Origin of the sequence: Streptomyces sp. NTH33, from assembly GCF_003236365.1 — a bacterium.
GTDB lineage: Bacteria > Actinomycetota > Actinomycetes > Streptomycetales > Streptomycetaceae > Streptomyces.
Window position 1 is genome coordinate 1 of the sequence record NZ_POTZ01000492.1, and the last position, 4,997, is coordinate 4,997.

Annotated in this window: 6 protein-coding genes; 2 read left to right on the forward strand and 4 right to left on the reverse strand. The window is 68.6% G+C overall.

The window, feature by feature from the left end:
- Both C1I97_RS31315 and C1I97_RS31320 read left to right on the forward strand, forming a co-directional pair.
- The coding region (locus C1I97_RS31315; protein WP_111006445.1) for a DUF5753 domain-containing protein at positions 1 to 705 on the forward strand (705 nt) is incomplete at its 5' end.
- A complete protein-coding gene (locus C1I97_RS31320; protein WP_111006446.1) occupies positions 702 to 911 on the forward strand; it encodes a DUF397 domain-containing protein in 210 nt (69 codons plus the stop codon). The genes C1I97_RS31315 and C1I97_RS31320, both read left to right, overlap by 4 nt.
- Positions 912 to 978: 67 nt before the next feature.
- Here C1I97_RS31320 and C1I97_RS31325 read toward each other — a convergent pair whose 3' ends face one another.
- From C1I97_RS31325 to C1I97_RS31340, 4 genes are all read right to left on the reverse strand, one after another.
- Positions 979 to 1,389 (reverse strand): PIN domain nuclease, encoded by a 411-nt coding sequence (locus C1I97_RS31325; RefSeq protein WP_111006447.1) that lies wholly within the window; start codon positions 1,387 to 1,389, stop codon positions 979 to 981.
- Entirely contained in the window at positions 1,386 to 1,604 is a 219-nt protein-coding gene (locus tag C1I97_RS31330) for a type II toxin-antitoxin system VapB family antitoxin (RefSeq protein WP_111006448.1), read from the reverse strand. Before C1I97_RS31330 ends, C1I97_RS31325 begins: the two co-directional genes overlap by 4 nt.
- A gap of 301 nt (positions 1,605 to 1,905) precedes the next feature.
- Positions 1,906 to 3,621: a methionine--tRNA ligase gene (gene metG / locus C1I97_RS31335; RefSeq protein WP_111006449.1), complete on the reverse strand. Its 1,716-nt coding sequence runs from the start codon at positions 3,619 to 3,621 to the stop codon at positions 1,906 to 1,908.
- A gap of 157 nt (positions 3,622 to 3,778) precedes the next feature.
- Positions 3,779 to 4,997, reverse strand: a 1,219-nt coding sequence (locus tag C1I97_RS31340) for a VWA domain-containing protein (RefSeq protein WP_111006450.1), incomplete at its 5' end; no start/stop codon positions are given.

A 4,997-nucleotide genomic window follows, 5' to 3' on the forward strand; every position in this document is an offset into this window, starting at 1 on the left:
GGGTACGGGGAGGACCTCGTCTACAAGATCGAGGGTGGCAAGAGGATTCCCCGGGAGGAGTACCTGGACAAGGCCGATGAGGTGTTGGGGGCGCGTGGGCTCATCTCGGCGACCTGGGAGGACGTGAGGAAGGTCCGATACCCGAAGAGTGTGCGGGCGCTGGCTGATCTTGAGGCCAAAGCAGTTGAGATCGGGGTGTACGTCGGGCTCAGCATCCACGGCCTGTTGCAGACACCGGAGCATGCGCGAGCCTTGTTCGAGGCCTGGCAGCCGCCGTACTCGGAAGAGGAAGTGGAGCACTTGGTCGCGGCTCGGATGGCCCGGAAGTCGATCTTCAAGCGGTCACCTGCTCCGGCTCTCAGCTTCGTCCTGGAAGAGGCGACGCTACGCCGACGGGTTGGGGGCACAATGGTGTGGCATCAGCAACTCGAACACATGCTGGAAGTGGGGCGGTTGCGCAACGTCACGCTTCAGGTGATGCCGACGAGTGCAGGGGCCCACCCTGGGCTGGACGGCAGGATCGAGGTGCTGAAGTTCGCCGACGGTACGGCGGCGGGTCGTTCCGACGGTGCGTTCAATGGCCGGCCGACTTCGGATCCGAAGCAGCTGCGGATCCTTGAGCTGCGGTATGGGACCATCCGTGCGCAGGCTCTCACGCCGCGGGAGTCACTGGCCTTCATCGAGCGAATGCTGGGAGAAACATGATCCGCAAGGCCTCTGCTGGGGACGCTTCCGAGCTGGTCTGGTTCAAGAGCAGTTACAGCGACGGCCCCGATGGCAACTCCTGCGTCGAGATCGCGACAGCGCCCCGCACCATCCACGTCCGCGACTCCAAGAACACCGAAGGCCCGCAGCTCGCCCTCGCGCCCGGCGCCTGGGCCCACTTCGTGACGTACGCCTCGGAAAGCTGACCCTCAACGGCACTCGCTCTGCGCCTGGTTGTCACCGGGAGTGGGGTGCCGTGGTGTCTCGAGTCAGTCAGTTGCTTCGTGCTTTGCCCTGGACCATGGGGATGCCTGGTCTCACCTTGGCGATGGCCGTGAAGTCGTCGTCGACATGGAGAACGGTCAGGTGCTGTTGCTCGGCGATGAGGGCGATGAGAATGTCCATGGGGGAAGGGCCGCGATGATGGCCGATCCTCGCGAGGTCCCGCTGCACCTCCACGACCTTCGGCCAGGGATCGTCGAGGGCAGGGACCCAGCCGAAGGTCTGGCCGAGCATGGTGAAGAAGGGCTCGTAGTCCCGGTCGGAGCGAAGGCCGGGCATCAGCTCGGCCTCGACGGGCGGGCAGATGGCGACGAGCCCTCGTGCCACGCGATCGGGCCAGGGGGAGTCGAGCTGCCCGCGCAGCAGCCGCCACACGGCGGAGGTGTCGGCGAGGTAGGTCACAGGCCTGCCCGTTCCCGTTCCGCGAGGACGTCGAAGTCCAGGAACGCGTCGGCGTTCTCCTGGAGCCAGCGCAGGGCACGTGCCCGGTCGTCGGCGCTGATCGCGGACGCTATGGTCAGCGCGCGGTCGATGGTCTCCCGTTTGGTCTTGGTGCCGAGCTGCCGCTGAGCGAAGGCCAGCTTGTCGTCGTCGATGTCGACCAGAGTCCTGGACATGAGACCTCCCGCAGTCGGGTTTATATATCAGCGCCAAGCTTATATCAATCCGCGCCGGCCGGGGCAGGCGTGACGCGTGCTCGGACCTTGGACAGGGGGCGGATGAACGGCGAAGGGCGCGACCGTTCCCCCGATCACCCTGCTCCCCCTCTGTCAAGCCCTTGGGTAGCCGTGATCCCGACGAGTGCGACGCGTGGGCGGCGACGCCCCCGTTGGAATGATCTGCCCGGACCGCTCGGGGCCACGGCACAGGGGCCCGGGAACAAGTCGTTCCCGGGCCCCTGTGTGCAAGCGGTATGCCCTATTCGCCCGAACCGCCGAAGCGCTCCTTGTACGTCTCCAGGTCCTCGTCCGTGAGCTTGGTGAAGAGGACCGGCGGGACCGTGAAGGGGGTGCCCGGGGCGACGGCGGTGAGGGACTTCGCCTCCTCCTGGGTGACCCAGGTGGCCGTGTCGTCCCGCAGGTCGAAGGCCGCGCGCATCGCCGCCGACGACGTCGGGATGAACGGCTCCGAGACCACCGCGTAGAGGTGGATCAGGTTCATCGCGGTGCGCAGGGTGAGGGCCGCGCCCTCCTTGTTGGTCTTGATCTCCAGCCAGGGGGCCTTCTCCTCCAGGTAGGAGTTGCCCGCCGACCACAGGGCGCGCAGCGCCGCCGCCGCCTTGCGGAACTGGATGGCCTCCATCTGCTCCTCGTACTCGGCGAGGAGGCGGGCGATCTCCTCGCCGAGCCTGGCCTCGGCCTCGCCCGGCTTGCCGCCCTCCGGGACCGCGTCGCCGAAGCGCTTGCGGGAGAAGGACAGCACCCGATTGACGAAGTTGCCCAGGGTGTCCGCCAGGTCCTTGTTCACCGTGGCCGTGAAGTGCTCCCAGGTGAAGGAGGAGTCGTCGGACTCCGGCGCGTTCGCCATCATGAAGTAGCGCCAGTAGTCGGCCGGGAGGATGTCCAGCGCGTCGTGCGTGAAGACGCCGCGCCGCTGCGAGGTGGAGAACTTGCCGCCGTAGTAGTTGAGCCAGTTGAAGGCCTTGATGACGTCGACCTTCTTCCACGGCGAGCGGGTGCCCAGCAGGGTCGCCGGGAACATCACGCTGTGGAAGGGCACGTTGTCCTTGCCCATGAACTCCGTGTAGTGGACGTCCGCGTCCGACTCCCACCACCACGAGCGCCAGTCCCGGTTCTCCGGGTCCTGGTCGGCCCACTCCTTCGTCGCGCCGATGTACTCGATCGGGGCGTCGAACCAGACGTAGAAGACCTTGCCCTCGGCGGCCAGGTCCGGCCAGGTGTCCGCCGGAACCGGGACGCCCCAGTCCAGGTCACGAGTGATCGCACGGTCGTGCAGGCCCTCGGTGAGCCACTTGCGGGCGATGGAGGAGGCCAGCACCGGCCAGTTGTCGGCCCGCTCGTCGACCCATGCCTCGACCTCTCCGGCCAGTGCCGACTGGAGCAGGAACAGGTGCTTGGTCTCGCGGATCTCCAGGTCGCTGCTGCCGCTGATCGCCGAACGGGCGTCGATCAGGTCGGTCGGGTCCAGGACCCGCGTGCAGTTCTCGCACTGGTCGCCGCGTGCCTTGTCGTAGCCGCAGTGCGGGCAGGTGCCGATGATGTACCGGTCGGGCAGGAAGCGGCCGTCGGCGTTCGAGTACACCTGGCGGATGGCCCGCTCCTCGATGAACCCGTTCGCCTTGAGCTCGCGGGCGATCTCCTGCGTGATCTCGTGGTTCTGCGGGGAGGAGCTGCGGCCGAAGTAGTCGAAGGCCAGGTTGAAGCCGTCGTAGACCGCCTTCTGCGCGTCGTGCGCCTGTGCACAGAACTCGTCGACCGGGATGCCCTGCTCCTTGGCCGCCAGTTCGGCGGGCGTGCCGTGCTCGTCGGTCGCGCAGATGTAGAGGACCTCGTGGCCGCGCTGGCGCAGGTAGCGGGAGTACACGTCCGCCGGGAGCATGGACCCCACCATGTTGCCCAGGTGCTTGATCCCGTTGATGTACGGAAGGGCGCTGGTGATGAGGTGTCGAGCCATCGCGGGCTGCTCCCAGGTCGCTGCTGAGGGTGACGATCTCGTCGGGTTCGGGTCGTCTACGGAACCTTGAAATCGTAGCCGACATGAGTGGGCCGCCCGCTTCCCGTTTTGCTGGGTGGGAAGGGGCGGCCCTGGTTCGCCGTCCTGGTCCGTGGATTTACGGGCGCCAGTTCGCCAGTACGCCCTCGTAGAGCTCCTGGTCCGTGAGTTCGCGCGGGGTCGGGCCCGCGTGGAAGAAGGACGCGGTGCCGGTCTTCAGCTTGCGGAGGTAGTCGAAGGCCTTGTTGTCGTGCTCGCCGAAGGCGACGAAGGAGAAGAAGACGTCGGGGTGCTTCTTCGCCGCCTCGGTGAGGGACTGGGTGGCCGGGGTCTTGGCGTCCGGCGCGCCGTCCGTCTGGAAGATCACCAGGGCGGGGGCGGCCGGGTCGTCCGTCGACGCCTCGTGCTGGGCCAGTACGGCTTCCACGGCCGCGTGGTAGCTCGTACGGCCCATGCGGCCCAGGGAGCCGTGCAGGTCGTCGATCCTGTTCTCGTGCTCGGTGAGGGTGAGCTCGCCGGTGCCGTCCACTTCCGTGGAGAAGAACGTGACGTGGACCGTGGCCTCGGGGTCGAGGTGGGCGGCGAGGGCGAGGGTCTGCTCGCCGAGGGCCTGGGCGGAGCCGTCCTTGTAGTACGGGCGCATGGAGGCGGAGCGGTCCAGAACGAGGTAGACCCTGGCCCGGGTGCCGGTGAGGCCGTACTTCTCGAGGGCGGCTCCGGCTGCCTCGTAGGCGGTGGTGAGGCCGGGGGCGTGGGACTTCACGGTTTCCTGCGGGAGCGTGGCCGGTTCGGGTGCCTCGGCTTCGCCCTCGGCGGGGACGTTCCCACCCGCACCACCCGTGCGGGTCTCGTGGTCGGGTGCGGGTGGCCCCTGTGGGGTGTCCTCGCCGTCGGCGGCTGCGGGTTCAGCCGTAGCCGCCGGCTCCACCTCGGTCTCCGGCTCCGGCCCGGTCTCCGGCTCCGGCCCGGTCTCCGGCTCCGGCCCGGTCTCGGGCTCGGCCTCGGGCTCGGGCTCGGCCTCGGGCTTAGCCTCCGGCTCGACGTCGGCCTCGACGTCCGCCTCGGCCTCGGCCTCGGCCTCGGGCTCGGCCTTGGACTCGGGCTCGGCCTTGGACTCGGCCTCGGGCTCCGGCTCGGGCTCGGGCTCGGCCTCGGGCTCGGCCTTGGACTCGGCCTCGGGCTCCGGCTCGGGCTCGGGCTCGGCCTCGGGCTTAGCCTTGGACTCGGGCTCGGGCTCGGGCTCGGGCTCGGGCTCGGGCTCGGGCTCGGGCTCGGGCTCGGGCTCGGGCTCGGCCTCGGGCTTAGCCTTGGACTCGGGCTCGGGCTCGGGCTCGGGC

Bases quoted from the DNA above. Each gene is read 5' to 3' on its own strand.
- C1I97_RS31330 (WP_111006448.1), bottom strand. From the start codon at position 1,604: ATGTCCAGGACTCTGGTCGACATCGACGACGACAAGCTGGCCTTCGCT.
- C1I97_RS31320 (WP_111006446.1), top strand. From the start codon at position 702: ATGATCCGCAAGGCCTCTGCTGGGGACGCTTCCGAGCTGGTCTGGTTC.
- metG (WP_111006449.1), bottom strand. From the start codon at position 3,621: ATGGCTCGACACCTCATCACCAGCGCCCTTCCGTACATCAACGGGATC.